This window comes from Streptomyces sp. NPDC001339 (assembly GCF_042895955.1).
GTDB lineage: Bacteria > Actinomycetota > Actinomycetes > Streptomycetales > Streptomycetaceae > Streptomyces.
The window spans coordinates 644,451-662,291 of the sequence record NZ_JBIAWT010000003.1; the positions used below are offsets into that span (position 1 = coordinate 644,451).

The window sequence follows — 17,841 nt, forward strand, 5'->3', positions numbered from 1 at the left end:
TCGCCTCACCCCCGGCGCGCAGAAGTGATCGGGTCTCAGGCACACTTCATGTGCAGATGCAGATATTCCACCTTTCATGAGGCTTGTACATGATTACGCTCACCAAGGAAGACGGCCCGGCGGACCTGGACGGGGTGACCCATATGTCCATCGGGGTCTCCTGGGATCCCACCGCGGGCAGCAAGGGCGGCCTGATAGGCAAGCTCAAGCGGAAGACCGGCACCGACCTGGATCTGATCGCGATCGCGCTGCAGGGGGAGGACCCGGTCCGCCTCGCGGGTCTCGACTCCCTGGACCCGATGGGCAACGGCTCGCTGCTGCACAGCGGTGACAACCAGACGGGGCACGGCGACGGCGACGACGAGACGGTGACCGTCGAGTTCGCCAAGATCCCGCCGAACATCACCTCCCTCGTCTTCGTCGCCGCCGCCTACAAGAAGGGCAGCTCCTTCCAGGACGCGCGCAACATCAGCTTCAAGGTGTACGACGCGACGGGCGGCAGCAGCCAGCAGGTCGCCGACATCTGGCCGTCCCTGCTCACCAACGACAACGGCTGCGCCGTGGCGAAGGCGATCCGGGTCGGCGCGGGCTGGAAGCTGCAGGTCATCAACGAGACCGGGAAGATCAAGCAGGGCGACGAACACGCCCTGATGCGCTTCGCCATCAGCAAGTAGGGCAGCACCCTCGCTCCCGTACGAGCTCTCTGCTGTGCGAGCTCTCCCGTACGAGCTCCCCCGTACGAGCAGGGCGGACCGGCGCGGCGAAGTCGGGCGTGCTCGCCGGGCCCGCCGCCGTCGGCCCTGCGCGGGCGCGAGCGGGGATCCGGCCGGCAAGGGGCGGATCAGGACAACATTTCGCGGTGCCGATCGCTCCGGAAAGTTGAATATCGAAGTCCTGCCTGCGGCGAGACCGGAGAACATGACGAAGGTCCGGATTTCGGGGGAGGCATAGGCTTTACGTATATGCATTCGATCGCCTAACTTGGCCTTGCTGCGCAGCTCAACTGCCCACGATGAAATGGGGAGCGGTATGGGTTCGTTAGACAGCGCAACCGTCTCGGCCAATCTCGTCTCGCACGTCCACGACACTCTCCACACGAGTTCCTTCTTCTCGGCCTTCCGCAAAGGTGAGGCCGAAATCGACGTCGTCCGGGATGTGTTCGCCCAGTACTACCTGTGGCGCAATCAGTTCCACCGCTGGTTCGGCGTGTGCATCGTCAAGAGTCCCGCGTTCGGTACCGCTTTCGACACCTCCTTCGTCCTGTCGGAGCTGACCGAGCACATCGACGAGGAGATCAACGGTGACCACCACGGAATGGCGGTCACGTTCCTGCGCGCACTGGGCGTCGCGGAACCGCAGTTGCTCACCCCGTTGCCGGTGACCTCGGCGTACTCCGACTCCTTCCTGCACCGGTATCTCGGTCCCCAGCGGACCGGGGAGGAGACGCTGGCGGCCCTCGCCGGCCGTGAGATCGTCGCGCCGGAAAGGAATCGCCTGACCATCGAGGCTCTGCCCGGGCACTACGGCGTAAACGAGGGCCTGGAGTTCTTCGGCTTGCACGAAGAACTGGAAGTCGAGCACTTCGCATCGCTGTGGGAAGCCCTGGTCAAGGGTTATCAGGCGAACGAGAGCACCCTGATCGATGCCGCCCGGCAGGAGATCCAGGAGCACATCACCTTCTGGGACGACGTCTACGCCGCAGTGACCGAGTCCAGGAGCCGCGCCTCCTCCTGATTCCCGTGACGTGGCCCTGGTGCACGCCTGATGGCACATCAGGACCGCGCTGCCCTGTCCGCAGACTTCCGCAGACTTCCGGGGAGTGGATGGTGGACGTCTTCGACGCGATCCGCGCACACCGCTCGCACCCGCACCTCGTCCAACCTGCCCCTGCCCCTGCCCCTGCCCCTGGTCCGGGTGAGGTGGGCCGTATGCTCGCCGCTGCCGAGCCCGCGAGCGGCCCGCACGTCAGGCAGGGGGCATGAGGTGGCGGATGCTCGCGGTGGTGACGCTGGCGCAGGTGACCGCGTCCTTCGCCACCCAAGGGCTCGGGGCACTCTCGGGCGCGGTCCACGACGCGTTCGCGCTGTCCGGCGCCGAGGTCGGCCTGATGGTCACCGCGGTCGGTCTGGCTCCTGTCTTCTCCCTGTTCGTGGTGGGGCATCTGGTGGACCGCCATGGGGAGCGATGGGTGGTGGCCATCGGATCGCTCGTGATGACGGCCGGACTGGCCGCCACGTCCATGGCGCCGGGCTACGCGGTGGTGCTGGCCTCGTTGTTCTTCGCGGGCGTCGGGTACAGCACCGTGCAGCCCGGCGGCGGCAAGTCGGTCACCTCCTGGTTCCCCGCCGGCCGGCGCGGTGTGGCGATGGGGGTGCGCCAGGCGGGCCTGCCCATCGGCGGAGCCGCGGCCGCGGCCGTCCTCCCGGGAGCCGCGCATGCGCTCGGCTGGCAGGCCGCGTTCGCCGTGGCCGCCGCTGTCGCGCTGGCCGGGGGAGTGGTGTTCACCCTGGCCTACCGCCCGCCACCCGACACCGCCCGGCGAACGCGGCCAGAGCCGGGGGACCACGTCCGGCAAACGCGGCGAGAACCGAGGCACCGCGTCCGGCGAAAGCAGCCAGAACCGCGGGACCACGTCCGGCGAACGCGGCGTGAGCAGCCGGACGACGCCCGGCTGCTGCCCGGCCTGGCCCGCACACTGCGGCGGCCATGGCTCCGTCCGGTCCTGTGGTCCGGAGTACCCCTGGTCGGCGCCCAGTTCTGCCTCACCGCCCACCTGATGCTCTTCACCCGCGACCACTTCCACCGCCCCCTGTCCCAGGGCGCCGTCCTGCTGGCACTGCTGCAGGCAGGCGGGGTGACGGGCCGGGTGCTGCTCGCCTACCTCAGCGACCACACCCGCGGTTCGCGGCTGTCGGCCGTGCGCATCAGCATGCTGTGCTCGGCCCTCTTCCTGGCGCTGCTGCCCGTGCTGCCCGCCCGGACGCCGTTCGGCGTGCTGGCAGCCGTCACCGCCGCGCTCGGCTTCTTCGTCATCGGCTGGTACGGCCCCTGGGTCGCGCACATCGCCGACGCGGCCCCGGACGACAGCGTGGGCCGGGCGATGGGCGCGGCGATGGGCGCCAATCAGGTAGCGATCGTCGCCGCCCCGCCGCTCCTCGGGCTCCTGCACGACAGCAGCGGCAGCTACCTGATCACGTGGTGGCTCCCGGCCGCGACCCTCACCGCCTGCGCGCTGCGGACCGCCCAGCCGGACGCCTGCCCCGTCGCGACTACCCGTCCGTGACGCACCCCACACTGCCACACACTGTCACCCGCGCCCCAAAAATATGAATCTGAAATGCGTCTTTGCTAGTGTCCGGGCTGTGCGGCTGACAAAGTTCACCGACCTGGCGCTGCGTTCCGTGATGCGCCTGGCGGTTTCCCGGGACACCGATGAGGCGCTGACCACGCGGATGGTGGCGGAGGCCATGGGGGTGCCGTACACCCACGCGGCGAAGGCGATCACGCGCTTGCAGCACCTGGGCGTGGTGGAGGCCCGTCGGGGCCGCGGTGGTGGGCTGGTGCTGACCGATCTCGGGCGTCGCGCCTCCGTGGGCTGGCTGGTGCGGGAGCTCGAAGGTGACGGCGAGGTCGTTGCCTGTGAGGGCGACCCGCCATGCCCGCTCCGGGCGGCCTGCCGGCTGCGACAGGCGCTGCGCGAGGCCCAGAACGCGTTCTACGCCACGCTCGACCCGCTGACCGTGGCCGACCTGGTGGCCTCGCCCACCGGTCCCGTCCTGGTCTCCCTGACGGGCCGCGCGGCCCCGTAGCCGGAGCGAGTCGCGGTGGGCGGGGCGTGATTCCCACTCCTCCAAACACGAAGATCATTAACCAATTCAGCAATCTCATTAGCAATCTCAGGAGGCGCTGTGCTGTCCGAACAGTCCACACCCGTCGTCCGGGCCACCCTCCCGGTGGTCGGTGCCGCCATGGGGGACATCACCGAGGCGTTCTACCGCAGGCTGTTCGACGCCCACCCCGAGCTGCTGCGGGACCTGTTCAACCGGGGAAACCAGGCCGGCGGACAGCAACAGCGCGCGCTGGCGGGATCCATCGCGGCGTTCGCCGGCATGCTCCTGGACGGCCCCGGGGCGAGCCCCGAGGCGATGCTCGCCCGGATCGCGCACAAGCACGCGTCCCTGGGTATCACCTCCGACCAGTACAAGATCGTCCACCGTCACCTCTTCGCGGCGATCGCCGAAGTGCTCGGCGACGCCGTCACCCCCCGCGTAGCCGCCGCCTGGGACGAGGTCTACTGGCTGATGGCCAACGCGCTGATGGCCCACGAGGCCCGCCTCTACCAGGAGGCCGGCGTCGCGGAGGGCGACGTCTGGCACCGCATGGAGATCGTCGAACGGCGTCAGGAGACCCCGCAGGCGGTCTCCTTCCTGCTCCGGCGCGCCGACGGCCGGCCCGCCGAGCCGTTCCGTCCGGGCCAATACGTGAGCGTCCGGACCGAACTGCCCGATGGCGCACGGCAGATCCGGCAGTACAGCCTGTCCGCCGCCCCGGGAAGCGACACCTGGCGGATCACCGTCAAACGGGTCCGGGGCGACGGGCAGCCTGACGGCGAGGTCTCCTCCTGGCTCCACGCACACGCCCGCGTGGGAGGTACCGTCACCGTGTCCGCCCCGTTCGGCGACCTGGTACTGCCGGACGGCGACGGCCCGTTGCTGCTGGCAACCGCCGGCATCGGCGTCACGCCCACGCTGGCCATGCTCGGCCACCTCGCCGCCACCGGCTCCGGCCGACCGGTGACCGTGGTCCACGCCGACCGCTCACCCGCCGACCACGCACACCGCGACGAACTGCTCACCCTGGTGCAGGCCCTGCCCGACGCCCGCCTCCACCTCTGGTACGAGCAGCCCGATGACTCCGCACCCGGGGCATCGACCGGCCGGGCCGACCTCAGCGGCCTGGAACTTCCCCTCACCCTCACCGCCTTCCTCTGCGGCCCGCTGCCCTTCATGCGCTCCGTCCGCGGCGACCTGCTGCGCCGCGGCATACCCGCACAGAAGATCCACTACGAAGTGTTCGGCCCCGATCTCTGGCGCGCACAGCAGTAACAGCGGTACGCGCAGCGGCAACAGCAGCAGGGGCACAGCGGAAGCAACAGCAGCAGGGGCCGCTCGATGTCATTGCCCTTGAGCGGACGTCGAGCTGTCACCCCAGGTCCGGACGTTGTCCTGCCAGTCCTGCCAGTCCAGCTGCGGTTCAGGGTCCCGATGGATTGCGCATGGTCCTGCGTCTGTCGGCAGCTTGCCGTGAAGCCGTCTGGCTCCGAATTCGATTGCCCGTTTGCGGCCGGCGGCGCATGCTGCTGGGATGCGCTTCTCCATCAACATCCCCAACTTCGGTGATTTCGCCGATCCTTGTACGGTTGCGACCGTGGCGGCTGCCGCCGAAGAGGCCGGCTGGGACGGGCTCTTCGTCTGGGACCACGTGCTGCACCGGCAGCACCAGGGGCGTCCCTTCGGAGACCCCTGGATGCTGCTGACCGCGGCCGCGCTGGCGACCTCCCGGCTCCGACTGGGCACCCTTCTGACGCCGGTTCCCCGCTACCGTCCGCAGCAACTCGCCCGCCAAGTGGCCACCCTGGACCACCTCAGCGGTGGCCGGGTGATTTTCGCCGCCGGCCTGGGTGGTCCGATCGAGGACGAATATCGCAGCTTCGGCGACGCCGCAGAGCCGCACCTCCTCGCCGAGCGGCTGGACGAGGGACTGGAGCTGTTGGGGCGCTTCTGGTCCGGTGAGCCGGTGAATCACCATGGCCGGCACTACGAGGTTCGGGACGTGACGCTACTGCCTGCCACTGTGCAGCGGCCCGGGCCGCCGGTGTGGATCGGCGGGTTCTGGCCGCGTCGTCCGCCCATGCGGCGGGCAGCGCGGTGGGACGGCGCGGTGCCGCTGTTCGAGACGGCCCGGCATGGCCATGTGCCGGATGTGGCGGAGGTGCGGGATCTTGTCGGCTATGTACGCAAACACCGTACGGTCGGCGCCGAGCGCCCCTTCGAGTTCGTGCTCGGCGGTGCCACGTCCCCGGACATGGCCAAGGCCAAGGACGTGATCGGTCCGCTGCACGATGCCGGCGCCACGTGGTGGGACGAGCGACAGCTCCAAACCGGCCCAGACCTGGACCGACTGCCCCCGGTATTGCGCCGCATCGAGGCGGGGCCACCGGTGGTCTGAGCGGGGCCACCGGTGGTCTCAATCGCCGTTCACGGGTGTGCCGGGTCGTCGCTGGGATTCTTCGGTCGCTTCCTGGGCCGGTTGACAGCGAGCCGCAGCCAACACCGAAGGAGGCCCCCGGCCTCCCTCATCGCCGTAGTGCAGTTTCTCGGCGAGGTGGGTGAAGGCCATCGGCCCGAAGTGTTTGCGGGTGAACTGCCCGGTGCGGTTCCTGTCCACCATGGCCTTGCGCCAGTTCTGGGTGGCGAAGGCGCTGTCGAACTCCCGGCCTTCCTCGTCGAAGGCAGTGATGTACTCGCCTCGGTGCTCTGGTGTCGCTGGGCGTGCGTGAGGGCGTCCGGAACGGTTGCGAACGTGTGGGTGTTAGCTTCTTTTCCGTGGTGGAGTACCAGGACGAGACCAGGGCGGCCTACGACGGGGTCGTCGAGTTGTATGCGTCGATGTTCGCTGATCGACTGGAGACGCAGCCGTTCGCCCGGGCCATGATCGGCACCTTCGCCGAGCTGGTGCGGGGGACGGGGAACCCGCGGGCGGCCGACGTCGGGTGCGGGCCCGGACATCTGACGGCCATGTTGCACGACCTGGGGCTGGACGCCTTCGGGCTCGACCTCTCCCCGGCCATGGTCGACCACGCCCGGCGGGCCCATCCGGCGCTGCGGTTCGACGAGGCGCGGATGGAGGCCCTGCCGGTCGAGGACGGCGCGCTCGGCGGCGTGCTGGCCCACTACTCGATGATCCACACCCCTCCTGGGGAACTCCCCGCGCTGCTCGCCGAGCAGGTGCGTGTCCTGGCACCAGGGGGCCTGCTCCTGGTCTCGTTCTTCGCGACCGACGCGCCCGAGCCGGTTCGCTTCGACCACAAGGTGACGCCCGCGTATAGCTGGCCGGTGGACCGGTTCGCCGAGCTGCTGGCCGGGGCCGGGCTCGTCCCGTTCGCGCGGCTGATCCACGATCCGGCGTCTGAGCGGGGCTTCCTCGATGCCCACGTGCTGGCGCGCCTCCACTAGAGAGTGCCCGTGGTCTTTGGGCGGGTTGATGTAGATCATCTTGTGGGTGAAGGTCGTTTGAAGCGGCATGATCTGACCGATCGATCGGGCGGGCGGCAGCAGGCACGGCAAACACCGTTGCCCTATTAGGGTGCGAGGATGAGCTCACAGGCCTACCTCTCCGAACTGTTCTCACTGGACGGGCTGGTCGCCGTGGTGACCGGCGGCAGTTCCGGCATCGGCCGGGCCATCGCCCGGGCTCTGGGACGCGCGGGGGCGAGCGTTGTGGTCGTGGCGCGCAGGGAGGCGGAGCTTGCCGCCACGGCCGGTGAGCTGACCGCTCACGGCTGCCGGGCGGCCTGGGTGAGTGCCGACCTGAGTACCCGTGAGGGGGTGCGCGGGGCGGCGAAGGATGCGACCCAGGTATTCGGGGAGCCTGACATCCTCGTCAACTCGGCCGGAATCAACCTGCGGCCGCCCATGGACGAACTGGGCGAAGAGGTGTGGGACACCACCATGGCGGTGAACCTGGAGGCTCCGTACCTGCTGGGACGGCGATTCGGGCCCGGCATGGCCGAACGGGGCTTCGGGCGGATCATCCACATCTCCTCCCAGCAGGCGCACCGGGCGTTCGTCCAGAGCGGCGCCTACGGCGTTTCCAAGGGGGCGTTGGAATCGCTGGCCCGCTCCCAGGCCGAGGCCTGGTCGCCGCACGGTGTCACGTGCAACACCCTGGTGCCGGGTTTCGTGATGACGCCGCTCAATGCCCGTCTGTCCTCCGATCCCGAGAAGGTGGCTGCCCTGGCCTCGCGCACGATGGTCGGACGCAACGGCCTGGCCGAGGACTTCGCGGGAGCCGCGGTGTTCCTGGCAAGCCGCGCCGCTGCCTATGTCACCGGTCAGTCGCTCTTCGTCGACGGCGGTTTCTCCGTCCACTGATCCCGGCCGGAACCTTCAGATCCCACCAGGGCCACCAGATTCCTCCGGCCCGTTCAGGCCTCGGTGAACTCACCCGAGCGGGCCGCATCCCGGCTGGCTATGACCCACGGGGCGTGCTGGGGGAGGAGGGGTTGAGCGGGCTGTGTCTTCCCGGATCGAAGGCGTTGTTCTGGCCCAGGCGATGGCGCCTGGCATCGTTGGTCTTGTGAGGGGTTCGGACTCCGGGGCCTCGTAGGGCTGCAAGCGGTGGGCACCCTGATGTGCGTCTCGGTATCGCCCATGAGTACGTTCGCCAAGCGTTACTGTCACCCCGCATGTTCGACATCGCCAGGCTGGAAGCAAGGCTACTGGTCGAGGAGTTGGCAGTGCGGATAGAGCGTGACGGAGCGGGTGTGGCGGCGGTTGCGGCAGTGCGCATGTGCGTCGTGAATCGGATCGGATGGTAGGTCCGTTCCGTGTCGAGGGGTGGCCGGACGGCCACGTGCGAAGGGTAATGCTTCGCCGATGAGTTCCTGGAGTGCCTCGGCGCGCTCCCAGCCTGACTCCGAACGTGAAAGAAGCCTCGGGAAGCTCCTTCCTGAGGGCCGGACAGGTGGGGGCGGCTTTCGATGCGGGTGTCGCAGTTGCGGCACGGCAGGCCGCGGGCGAGTCCGGTGAAGTGATTGTGGTCGATGTAGATGCCCCAGGCGGCTCATCGCCTGCACGGAGCCCGGCGAGGCGGGCGAGCCCGTTGTGCGGGGGAATGCTGCAACGCCGGTGGATGCCTGGCCGGAGCAACTCCCCAGCAGGCAGCACGAAGCGCACCTTGTTCGCGGGCGTCTGCTCAACGGCCCTTGCTGCCGTGGACAGCACCATCTGTAATCGGCCGCGCCCGGATCTTGAGACGCCTCTTTACGTGTCAATCCAGCTCCATAAGATGATCCATATTAGTCATCTTGAGGAGGCAAAATGACAAGCCAGTTGGAGTATGCGGAGCTTCAGTACGGCTGGGAGAAGGCCTACCAGGACCAGGACGCTGGGCCGCTGTGGCAGGAGGACCCGATTCCGGTGATCCCGCAGGCGGTCGAGGTGCTCAAGGAGCGCAATGTGCGCACGGTCGTCGACCTCGGGTGCGGTGACGGGCGCAACCTCGCGGCGCTCGCGGAGGCAGGCTTCACGGCGCTCGGGGTGGACATCGCGCCGACCGGGCTCGCGCACGCCCGCCGTGTGATCAAGCAGCGCTCGTTCCTGCTCCGGGCTGACGCCACGGACCTTCCGCTGATTGATGGTTCCGTGGACGCGGTGACCTGCTTCGACGTCTTCGGTCAAATCCAGGACCCGAGCCATCTCATCAGGGAGGCCCGCCGCATCGTTGCGCCCGGCGGTCTGTTCGTCACCAACGCCTTCACGCTCAAGGACGAGACCTACGGTGAGGGCGAGGAGATAGCGCGGCACACCTTCGCGTACAAGGACACGCTCTTCCGCTTCTATGAAGAGGGCGAGATGCGGGAGCTGTTCTCCGAGTGGACCATTCACGAGATCCGCCGTATCTCCTGGGATGACCCGCCGCATGGCGACTTCCGTCCCTCCCCCCACACGCACGACAACTGGGTTGTGTACGCCTCTCCTCAGGGCTGAGAAAGGCGCTGGGCTGCGTGAGTGCCCGGCCGGCGCGGGGTTCACCTGCCGGCCGGGCACTCAGGTGTGCCCGGAACTGCTCCCTGGATGTCGCGGCTGCCATAGCCGCATATAAGGCCGAACCTGCATAAACATCTTCCAAGGCGACACCGCACTGCCGTGTCTTAGACCAGCGTCGGGAGCCACCGCAGCAGTGCGGTTGTCGCCGCCGCGGAGACCACCACGACCAGGAACGGGGCGCGCCGCCACACGGCCACTGCCGCGACTGCAATCCCGGCAGCCCGGGCGTCCAGCGCGATCTGCTGCTGGTCGATGAGGGTTTGGGTGGCGATCAAGGCTGCCAGCAGGGCGATCGGTACGGCACCGGCCGTCCGGGCGATGGCAGGGTGGCGCAGCACGTTCTCGGGGACCAGAAGTCCGGCCAGCTTGAGTGCGAAGCACGCCGCGGTAGCGGCGAGGATCCAGGACCAGCTCATGACGCCCCCTCCGTCTTCGGTTCACGTCGGCCACCGTCGGTGGCAGGCTCGGCCGGCCGGGACACCGGCGTGGGAAGCAGCAGCACGCTGAGTGCCGTGAGCCCGGCGAGTACCACCGGCAGACCGGCACCGAGCAGCGGGGCGGAGCATACCGCCACCGCGCAGGCCAGGACGAAGACCAACTGGTTGGCACGTTCCCGCAACCGGGGCGCGACCAGCGCGAGGAACGCGGCGGACGACGCAGCGTCGAGTCCCAGGGCCTTCGGGTCCGTGAGGAGGGAGCCGGCCAGCGAGCCGATCAGGGTCGCGGCATTCCAGCAGAGGAACACCACGATGCCGGTGGCCCAGTACGCGAGGCGTCCGGCTGCCGGACCGTTCTTGCCGATGGCCATCGCCGCACTTTCGTCGCTCAGCAGATGGGCAGCCGGTAGCAGTTGCCTGCCGCGCAGCCCGAGAGCGGGCCGCAGGCTGACGCCGTAGAAGAGGTTGCGCACGCCCAGTAGAGCGGCCGTTGCGCTGGCCGCTGCGGCGCCGCCGCCCGCTGCCAGGGCGCCTACAAGAGCGAGCTGGGACGAGCCGCCGTACAACAGTGCGGAGAGGAACTGGGTCTGGCCGACCGTGAGGCCGCTGGAGACCGCCAGCGCTCCGTAGGACAGACCGTATGCCCCGACCGCGAGGCCGACGCCCAGCGCGTCCCGCAGGAGCCCTGACCTCTCTTCCGCCGTCATGTGGTGCTGTGTTTTCTCGGTCAAGTTGTCGCCTCTCCGCGACTCGTCGGGATGGGTGGCTCAGATCCTGAGACAGCCCTTTCATGTGTCAACAATGCTACGTAGGCTGACGCTATCTTGTCATCTAAAACCTTCTAGATGACAAGCCGGGAGGGGCGGCGGAGAGCCGTCGGCAGAGGCAACGTGTGAGGGGTCATGCAGCACTATCTGGACCGCTTCGAGACCTTGCTCGGGCTCACTCCGGTGAAGCCGATCACGCTTGACGTGCAGGGGCGGCAGCGCACGATCCAGCTCAAGCTCGAAGGCCACAACATCACTGGGTCGATCAAAGCCCGTACCGCGTACGGCTTGGTACGGGGTCTGGTCGACGAGGGCAAGGTGCGGCCCGGCGTGGAGCTGATCGAGTCCACGTCCGGGAACCTCGGCCTTGCGCTCGCGAGCATGGCTCGCTATCTGGGAGTCGGTTTTACGGCGGTGCTCGACCCGATGAGCACTGTGGAGTGCCGCAGTCGCCTTGAGGATCTCGGGGCGGGCATCGTCATGGTCGACGAGGCCGACGAGGCGGGCGGGTACTTGCTGTCACGGCTCGCGAAGGTGCGCGAGATACTGGCTTCCGACGACAAGTATGTGTGGGTCAACCAGTACGGAAGCCAGCAGAACCCGGAGATCCATCGTCGGATGACCGGCCCCGAGATTCTGGATCAGATGCCTACCCCGCCTGACGCGCTCTTCGCGGCCGTCTCCACCGGCGGGACGTTCGCCGGTGTAAGCCGTTACTTCAAGGAGAACGGTCTCAGCACGCGCATGGTGGCTGTCGATGTCACGGGCTCCGTCGCCTATGGCGGCAGGCCCGGCCGGCGGTATCTCTCCGGCATCGGCGCCAGCCGGCCCTCCTCATTCCTCGAGGACTGGCTGATCGACCACTACATGTACGTTGGCACCGCGGAGGCGGCGTACTACTGCAGGAGAGTCCTCAAGGACGCAGGCATCCACCTGGGGGCATCCTCCGGAGCGGTCGTCGCCGCCTGCGTGCGCTACCTGGAGGAGAACCCCGATATCAGCGACGTGCTGTGCATATGTGCGGACGGCGGCGAGAAGTACGAAAGCACCGTCTACAACGACGCATGGCTGGAGAGAATCGGTGCAGATACCGCCGCAGAAGACGACCGCCGCGGGCCGGATGCGGCGACGAAGGCCCCGGTAGCCGGATAGCCGGGCCCGGATCTCCCGCGAGTGGGCGATACGAAGGATAGGCAGGACAGTGGAGATGAGCAGCGTAATCGAGCGCTATCGGGCACTCGAGGAGTACATCGCGGGTGACCGGCGGGTCGCGGTGGCGGACCTGGTGGACGTGCCGGCTGCCGATCTGCGGCAGGCCGATGAGCACGATGTCGCCGTTCTGCTGCTCCTGGGCGAGTTGTGCGCACGCATGGCCGACGGGACGACCGCCGCCCCCACGCTGCTGGAGACCGCTGAACGGTACGTCAACACCTCCTTCTTCTATACCGGCCGGATCCTGCCGCGGACCAGGGAACTGATCGAACTCCTCGGCCGCGCCGTGCGCGAGCGCTCCCTCGACCTGCTCACGGAGGTGGCAGACCACCTGAGCCAGGGGTGGGCGGGGTACGCCGATTCCGTGTTTCCGACGGCGTTCATGCGGCTGGCCGACGCGTCAGGGCTCAAGGCGAAGCCGGAGTTGTTCTCCCGGGTCTCCTTCGTGTTGTGGAATGAGGGGCTCAAGGCCGCTGCCGCGAACGCCCCCGAGCGGGCACTGCCGCTCTTCCGGGATTCCCTCGAGCGCTACCGCAGGTATCGCTATTACGCCGATGCGTCCTGGCTCCACACGGATCTCGTCATCACCCAACTGCTCGCGGGAAACAAGGGAGAGGCGTCGGCTGTACTCGAAGCCCAGCGGGACTACGTGGAGGAAGTGCTCGCGGCGCATCCGCCGACCGCCTCTGATGCGGGACGGCGCTTCGCCTTCCACTTGGGAGACGTGCAGAGCGGCACATACAGCACTTTCGTCGAATCGTCCGCGCTGCGTCCGACCGAGCTGACCGAACGCGACCGCGAACTGCTCATGCGCTACGTCCACACCAGCGAATTCCTCATCTCCGCCTGCCGGTACGGCGCACGGCGCGACTTCGATGCGGCACTCGATGTCTTCTCCTTCGGCTGGGCCACATACCAGCAGTCGCCCTATCCGAGAATGTTCCAGCACCTGGCCGACCGTTACCTGCAAAGCTCCGAGAGCTGGAACGTCCATCTCACGGCATACGAACGCTGGCACCGGATGCTGTGCAGCTACCGGGTCCGGGTGAAGCCGCATGTCCTGATCGACACGGCGGCGACGCTTCATGACCGGCTCGGCTACGCCGGTCTGGAAGCTTGCGCCTCCCTCATCCTGCTGGACACCGCCGTTCTTCACGCCCGGCTGCACGGCAGGAGCGACGCGGTGGACTGGATCACACGCTACCTGCGGGACCTGCGACCGACCGTGCCGGAAACCCTGGGCGCAGTCGTCGACTACCTGCAAGCACCGCAGAGCACGGAGCGCCGTCGGCTGCTCAGCCGGTACATCGGACTCCGTGCCGACCACCTCGCACCCGAATTCCTCTCCCTCGACCTCGGCGATGAGCAACTTCCCGAACCGAACCGGCTCGAGGTGACGCTTTACGGCCCACTGCTCTCAGTGGAAGGAATTACCGTCCACGAAATCACGCCAAAGCCACTCATTGACATTCTCCGAGTGCTGGGCCGAGAATTCACACAGAGCCGTGCAGAGGGGTTGGATGTTCCTCTCCTGTCGGCAGCCGAGCTCTCGCAACGCACGAATCGGACTTCCGCAGCCCTGGCCCAGACAGTGCGCAGATTTCGCGGTGCTTGCCAGGAAAGGTTCCACGAGACCACGAACTGGGACATCATCCAGGATGCCATCATCCAAGGCCGTCCCGGTTATCGGCTGAACCCGCAGAATATTTACCGGTTCGTCGAATACTCGACCGAATCCAGCTGAGTCGGGATCCTCTTCCGGGTTCCCGATAAGTGGCATATTTGCGCACTCCGAACTCCTGCGAAAATCTCCAAGAAAAAACTACCGAGGTACATCCATGCCTGCAGCAGTACACATTCTTGTTGAGCCCGAACAGGTCGACATCGAATACAAATTCGTAGTGGCGTTGAAGGCCAAGCTCGACCAGGGAGTCGCGGCGAACGCGGCCTCCCACCTGAGTCTCGGCCTGGTCGCAAAGGCCGCGGCCGAGCGTCCGGAGCTACTGCCCCACATGTCCTTCCTGAACTTCCCAGACGCCGATGGCGGGGCACACGCGCCGGTGTCGGGCCTGTCCCTGGTCGTACTTGAGGGCCGCCCGGCCTGGCTGCGTCGACTGCGGCACGAGTCCTCGTCCGCCGGGCTGCTGTGCACCGACTTCACAGCCCAGATGACCGGCGGCAGTTACACCGACCAGCTCGAGCGGATGAGCAGGACCGCCGAGGCCGAACTCGACTTCTACGGCGTCGCCGTCTTCGGACCGTGCACCGAGGTCGACCCACTGACCAAGAAATTCTCACTGCTGCGCTGACACACCATCCACAGCACACCCAGATCCACCGCGGCACCATCCGCGCCTTGCCACCCGGCCCTACGAGAGAGGCACCACATGAGCACCGCCCCACCCTCCCAGGACCAGAACCTCGTCATCGTTCCCGCAGCCGCGGTGAAGGCGGCACTTGAGTCATTGGGCAAGCGCTCCAAGGAGGTGGTCGAGGAGGTCTACGTCCAAGCGGCTGAGGGCAAGCTGGTCAACCCGGACAGCTTGTTCCTGCGCCCCGACCAGGAGCGCCGAGAGCGCATCATCGCGCTGCCCGCGTATGTCGCTGGCCAGTCCCCCGCCATGGGTCTGAAGTGGATCTCGAGCTTCCCCGAAAACCTGGCACTCGGCCTCCCCAGGGCCTCAGCCCTGATCGCTCTGAACGATCTGCGCACCGGATTCCCCACGGCCGTACTCGAAGGAGCCCAGATCAGCGGCCACCGCACGGCCCTGTCCGCGGCCGTCGGCGCAGACGCGCTGCGCACAGGCGACCGTGCTATAGGCAAGCTGGCCGTGATCGGTACCGGATACATCTCCCGCACCACGCTGAGCGTCCTCGCCGGGCTGGGCTGGACCTGCCAGGAGCTCGTGGTCCACGACCTCGACGAGGAGCGGGCCCGCTCCTTCGGGGCCGGTATCGGCGAGTACGCCGCGGGCCTCACCTCCACCGTGACGACGACGGATACCGTGCGCGAGGCGGTGACCGGGGCAGATGTCGTGCTTTTCGCCACCACCGCGGTCGTCCCGCACGTCGGCGAACCGGGCTGGTTCAAACCCGGCGCCGTCATTCTGCACATGTCGTTGCGCGACCTGCTGCCCGAGGCCATGGCGGAGGCAGTACACGTCGTCGACGACGTAGCACACTCCCTTCGAGAGAAGACCTCCCTGGCCCTCGCCGTCGAGCAGGGCACGGTGGACCGCCGCGACATCACCCCCATTGGCGACTATCTGCGCGGCGCAGCCGAACCCGACCGCGAAAGGACCGCCATCTACGCGCCGTTCGGCCTCGGCTCCCTGGACATCGCCTTGGCCGGCTTGGTCCTCGAGCGATGTCACGGAACGGACAGCGTCGTGACCGTCCGCGGCTTCTCTGCCGTCTCCTGACCACGCCTCCACTCCGGTACCTGTAGTCGCCGTGCTGCTCGGAGAGGGCGCACCGCCCGCGCCACGAGACCTCGACGCCTGCACGTGGCAGCCGCCCTCGTCGCGCTCCCAGCCTGACTCCGAACGTGAAAGAAGCCTCGGGAAGCTCCTTCCTGCGGGCCGGACAGGTGGGGGCGGCTTTCGATGTGGGTGTCGCAGTTGCGGCACGGCAGGCCGCGGGCGAGTCCGGTGAAGTGATTGTGGTCGATGTAGATGCCCCAGGCGTTGCGGCATCCCCCCCGCACAACGGGCCGTAGAGGTCGACGAGCCGGCGCCGTAGCCGCCCGGTAACCATGGCTGGGGCGATAGGGGTGGGCCACTGCCCGAAGTCGATGCGTGCCGGGCAGCGTTCGCGGCGCGGGATGTCGGCAGGGCCGACGTCGGCGCCGTCGAGGAGGCTGACCTCGTAGAGCCGGTCGCGCGTACCTGTAGGCCGGCCAGGAGCATCTGGTGCCCGACGATGCCGTGGCGAAGGTCGGGGAAGTAGTTACTCGTGCTGCCACGGGGGGGGGCTCCGGTGATCACCCGGCAGCGGAAAAGCTGGAGGTGAAGGCACCCTTGGCCCGGCCGGCGGTGGGCACCGTTCCGTCGCTGATCTGCGTGATCAGCGGGACCCCGGGCGCGTGGACCACCCTCAGCCAGGCCCGCGGCTCCACCGCCCGGTCGTACAGGCGGTGCAGGCCATCCTCGCCCGGCGTCGGCCACCACACCCGGTCCGGCACAAACTGCTCCCGGCGCACACCAGGAGCCCCCCGCGCAGCCAGCCACACTCACCGAACCCGCGCGGGAGTTCGACGTGTCATGCCATCCACGGTAAGGAAGTACTCGGCCCCCTGGGCCCGATCCCCGAAATCGCCCCTGACGGACAGGGGCGTGCGGAGAAAGCGGCGGGGAATGGCCGGTGCGGTGCGCCTACAGCCCGATTGTGGTGCCGGGCTCGGCCAGCCAGCCAGCCAGCCAGCCAGCCAGCTGGCTGGCTGTGGCGGCAGGTGGCCAGTACCTGTGGCCCGCGGCTGCTGGAGGGGCTGGGTGTCGGGTCGATGGGCAGGACCTCGGGTAGGGCCTCGGGTGTCACGGGGCTGGCGGTGGGGTTGGCGGTGGGGTTGGCAGCGGGGTTGTGAGTGAGGTGGCGTGGGTGCGTAGTGCGCGTACGGTTTCGGTGATTGCTGGGCGGCGGGCTGTTGTGGGGCGCCAGACTGCGTACAACCGTCGTACCGGTACGGGCTCGAGCGGCAGCATTACCACGTTGTCCGGCAGGGGGCCACGGCCCAGCCGGGGTACGAGGGCGATGCCGAGTCCGGCGGCGACCAGGGCCAGCTGCGTCTGGTACTCCGCCACCTGGTAGGCGAGGTCGGGCTCGTGGCCGGAGGCACGCAGCGTCCGGATCAGCCAGTCGTGGCACACCGAGCCAGGGGGTTGGCAGATCCAGCGTTCGCCTGCCAGGTCCGCGCGGTCCAGCGCGCCGCCCGGCCTCTGCGCGGCACGCGCGGTCAGGGGGTGGCCGGCTGTCACGGCGATCTCCGAGGGGTCGTCGCCGATCGGTGTCCGTTCGATGCCGTCGGGGGCGGGCAGCGGTGCGATGTCCCAGTCGTGGGTGACGGCCAGGTCGATCACGCCGCGTGCGACCAGGTCCACCGACTGGTGCGGGTCCACTTCGACGAGCCGGGTGTCGAGGTCTTGGTGCCGTGCGGCGAGCTCGGCGAGGACCGGCGGCAGCAGACCGCGGGCGGCCGAGGCGAAGGCGGCTACCAGCAGCCGCCCCGAGGGCCGCCCGCGCCGCTCCTCCAATGTCGTCTCGGCCTGCTCCACGAGGGCGAGCAACTGCTCTGCCGTACCGGCCAGTTGCCGTGCCGCGTCGGTGAGGACCACGCCGCGGCCGTGCCGCTCGAGCAGCGTCGTACGGGTCTCCCGCTCCAGCTTGGCGATCTGCTGCGATACCGCGGACGGCGTGTATCCGAGCGCCGTGGCGGCGGCTCCCACCGAGCCGTGCACCGCCACCGCGTGCAGTGCCCGCAGCCGGGCCAGATCCAGCATCGGACTCCCTCGACCTCCCTCGACGACACGAGAACAATTCAGTGTTGCTGCATCCAATCATGAAGTGATCTGTGCTGGTCTTCACAGTCGGTTCCCGGGA

Annotated in this window: 17 protein-coding genes; 13 read left to right on the forward strand and 4 right to left on the reverse strand. The window is 68.2% G+C overall.

The window, feature by feature from the left end; all coding sequences use genetic code 11:
• Positions 1–89 precede the first annotated feature (89 nt).
• From ACFY12_RS11915 to ACFY12_RS11955, 9 genes are all read left to right on the forward strand, one after another.
• Entirely contained in the window at positions 90–674 is a 585-nt protein-coding gene (locus ACFY12_RS11915; protein WP_390715629.1) for a TerD family protein, read from the forward strand.
• A gap of 355 nt (positions 675–1,029) precedes the next feature.
• Positions 1,030–1,734, forward strand: coding sequence for an iron-containing redox enzyme family protein (locus ACFY12_RS11920; protein ID WP_390715630.1), 705 nt, complete (start codon positions 1,030–1,032; stop codon positions 1,732–1,734).
• Positions 1,735–1,978: 244 nt separating this feature from the next.
• Positions 1,979–3,283: an MFS transporter gene (locus ACFY12_RS11925; protein WP_390715631.1), complete on the forward strand. Its 1,305-nt coding sequence runs from the start codon at positions 1,979–1,981 to the stop codon at positions 3,281–3,283.
• A gap of 79 nt (positions 3,284–3,362) precedes the next feature.
• The gene (nsrR, locus tag ACFY12_RS11930) at positions 3,363–3,809 is read left to right on the forward strand and encodes a nitric oxide-sensing transcriptional repressor NsrR (RefSeq protein WP_390715632.1); all 447 of its coding nucleotides are present in this window, start codon (positions 3,363–3,365) and stop codon (positions 3,807–3,809) included.
• Positions 3,810–3,908: 99 nt separating this feature from the next.
• Positions 3,909–5,105 carry a globin domain-containing protein gene (locus ACFY12_RS11935; protein ID WP_390715633.1) on the forward strand — a complete coding sequence of 399 codons (1,197 nt, stop codon included), beginning with the start codon at positions 3,909–3,911 and terminating at the stop codon, positions 5,103–5,105.
• Positions 5,106–5,364: 259 nt separating this feature from the next.
• Positions 5,365–6,228 carry an LLM class flavin-dependent oxidoreductase gene (locus ACFY12_RS11940; protein ID WP_390715634.1) on the forward strand — a complete coding sequence of 288 codons (864 nt, stop codon included), beginning with the start codon at positions 5,365–5,367 and terminating at the stop codon, positions 6,226–6,228.
• A 377-nt stretch (positions 6,229–6,605) separates the two neighbouring features.
• Positions 6,606–7,235, forward strand: a complete 630-nt coding sequence (locus tag ACFY12_RS11945; RefSeq protein ID WP_390715635.1) for a class I SAM-dependent methyltransferase — start codon at positions 6,606–6,608, stop codon at positions 7,233–7,235.
• Between the two features lie 138 nt (positions 7,236–7,373).
• Positions 7,374–8,153, forward strand: a complete 780-nt coding sequence (locus tag ACFY12_RS11950) for an SDR family NAD(P)-dependent oxidoreductase (RefSeq protein WP_390715636.1) — start codon at positions 7,374–7,376, stop codon at positions 8,151–8,153.
• A 948-nt stretch (positions 8,154–9,101) separates the two neighbouring features.
• Complete coding sequence (locus ACFY12_RS11955) at positions 9,102–9,770, forward strand: class I SAM-dependent methyltransferase (RefSeq protein WP_390715637.1); 669 nt, start codon at positions 9,102–9,104, stop codon at positions 9,768–9,770.
• 164 nt (positions 9,771–9,934) lie between these two features.
• Here the strand turns inward: ACFY12_RS11955 and ACFY12_RS11960 are convergent, their stop codons facing one another.
• Both ACFY12_RS11960 and ACFY12_RS11965 read right to left on the reverse strand, forming a co-directional pair.
• A complete protein-coding gene (locus tag ACFY12_RS11960; RefSeq protein ID WP_390715638.1) occupies positions 9,935–10,246 on the reverse strand; it encodes an AzlD domain-containing protein in 312 nt (103 codons plus the stop codon).
• Positions 10,243–10,998, reverse strand: a complete 756-nt coding sequence (locus tag ACFY12_RS11965; protein WP_390715639.1) for an AzlC family ABC transporter permease — start codon at positions 10,996–10,998, stop codon at positions 10,243–10,245. The genes ACFY12_RS11960 and ACFY12_RS11965 overlap by 4 nt, the downstream gene beginning before the upstream one ends.
• A 171-nt stretch (positions 10,999–11,169) precedes the next feature.
• Between ACFY12_RS11965 and ACFY12_RS11970 the strand changes: the two genes are divergently transcribed.
• From ACFY12_RS11970 to ACFY12_RS11985, 4 genes are all read left to right on the forward strand, one after another.
• Complete coding sequence (locus ACFY12_RS11970; protein ID WP_390715640.1) at positions 11,170–12,186, forward strand: pyridoxal-phosphate dependent enzyme; 1,017 nt, start codon at positions 11,170–11,172, stop codon at positions 12,184–12,186.
• A gap of 55 nt (positions 12,187–12,241) precedes the next feature.
• Positions 12,242–13,990 (forward strand): hypothetical protein, encoded by a 1,749-nt coding sequence (locus ACFY12_RS11975; protein ID WP_390715641.1) that lies wholly within the window; start codon positions 12,242–12,244, stop codon positions 13,988–13,990.
• Positions 13,991–14,084: 94 nt separating this feature from the next.
• Entirely contained in the window at positions 14,085–14,555 is a 471-nt protein-coding gene (locus tag ACFY12_RS11980) for a DUF2000 domain-containing protein (protein ID WP_390715642.1), read from the forward strand.
• A 78-nt stretch (positions 14,556–14,633) separates the two neighbouring features.
• Entirely contained in the window at positions 14,634–15,668 is a 1,035-nt protein-coding gene (locus ACFY12_RS11985) for a 2,3-diaminopropionate biosynthesis protein SbnB (RefSeq protein WP_390715643.1), read from the forward strand.
• Positions 15,669–16,228: 560 nt separating this feature from the next.
• On the opposite strand, the gene ACFY12_RS11990 is transcribed toward ACFY12_RS11985, so the two are convergent.
• Positions 16,229–16,447, reverse strand: a complete 219-nt coding sequence (locus ACFY12_RS11990; protein WP_390715644.1) for a hypothetical protein — start codon at positions 16,445–16,447, stop codon at positions 16,229–16,231.
• Between the two features lie 331 nt (positions 16,448–16,778).
• Entirely contained in the window at positions 16,779–17,741 is a 963-nt protein-coding gene (locus ACFY12_RS11995) for a LysR family transcriptional regulator (RefSeq protein WP_390715645.1), read from the reverse strand.
• Between the last annotated feature and the right edge of the window lie 100 nt (positions 17,742–17,841).

Bases quoted from the DNA above. Each gene is read 5' to 3' on its own strand.
- ACFY12_RS11915 (WP_390715629.1), top strand. From the start codon at position 90: ATGATTACGCTCACCAAGGAAGACGGCCCGGCGGACCTGGACGGGGTG.
- ACFY12_RS11920 (WP_390715630.1), top strand. From the start codon at position 1,030: ATGGGTTCGTTAGACAGCGCAACCGTCTCGGCCAATCTCGTCTCGCAC.
- ACFY12_RS11925 (WP_390715631.1), top strand. From the start codon at position 1,979: ATGAGGTGGCGGATGCTCGCGGTGGTGACGCTGGCGCAGGTGACCGCG.
- ACFY12_RS11940 (WP_390715634.1), top strand. From the start codon at position 5,365: ATGCGCTTCTCCATCAACATCCCCAACTTCGGTGATTTCGCCGATCCT.
- ACFY12_RS11950 (WP_390715636.1), top strand. From the start codon at position 7,374: ATGAGCTCACAGGCCTACCTCTCCGAACTGTTCTCACTGGACGGGCTG.
- ACFY12_RS11955 (WP_390715637.1), top strand. From the start codon at position 9,102: ATGACAAGCCAGTTGGAGTATGCGGAGCTTCAGTACGGCTGGGAGAAG.
- ACFY12_RS11960 (WP_390715638.1), bottom strand. From the start codon at position 10,246: ATGAGCTGGTCCTGGATCCTCGCCGCTACCGCGGCGTGCTTCGCACTC.
- ACFY12_RS11970 (WP_390715640.1), top strand. From the start codon at position 11,170: ATGCAGCACTATCTGGACCGCTTCGAGACCTTGCTCGGGCTCACTCCG.
- ACFY12_RS11975 (WP_390715641.1), top strand. From the start codon at position 12,242: ATGAGCAGCGTAATCGAGCGCTATCGGGCACTCGAGGAGTACATCGCG.
- ACFY12_RS11980 (WP_390715642.1), top strand. From the start codon at position 14,085: ATGCCTGCAGCAGTACACATTCTTGTTGAGCCCGAACAGGTCGACATC.
- ACFY12_RS11985 (WP_390715643.1), top strand. From the start codon at position 14,634: ATGAGCACCGCCCCACCCTCCCAGGACCAGAACCTCGTCATCGTTCCC.
- ACFY12_RS11995 (WP_390715645.1), bottom strand. From the start codon at position 17,741: ATGCTGGATCTGGCCCGGCTGCGGGCACTGCACGCGGTGGCGGTGCAC.